The 352-nt window shown below is 44.3% G+C and carries 1 protein-coding gene; it reads right to left on the reverse strand.

The window, feature by feature from the left end; translation table 11 throughout:
• The coding region (locus A3739_RS29660; protein WP_197472179.1) for a hypothetical protein at positions 1-352 on the reverse strand (352 nt) is incomplete at both ends.

Consider the following 352-nt stretch of genomic DNA (forward strand, 5'->3'; position numbering starts at 1 on the left):
GTATCATCACCCCAAGCCAAATCCCAACTAGAAATTGTTGCCTGAGTATCCAAATTAAAGCCTTCTACGCCATCCCGACCACCGGCACCTAGCTGAATAGATTGACTCAACGCTAACTTAGACCAAAGACTTCCGTAACTCGGCAGCAATACTCCGCTATCTACATCGTTAGACACACCATTATTGTTGGCATTAGTGCTTAATCGTATGGCATCAGCACGCAATTCAAGATCCACTTGAGATGCTACGTACTCGAATTTTCCAGAGGTAGGGTTATAAGCCAACGTGGCATCCGGCGCGATATAGTCAATGCTCATACCGTCTAAAAAGAATTCATTTCCGTTTGTTCTAT

The sequence above is a fragment of the Oleiphilus sp. HI0067 genome (assembly GCF_001635735.1).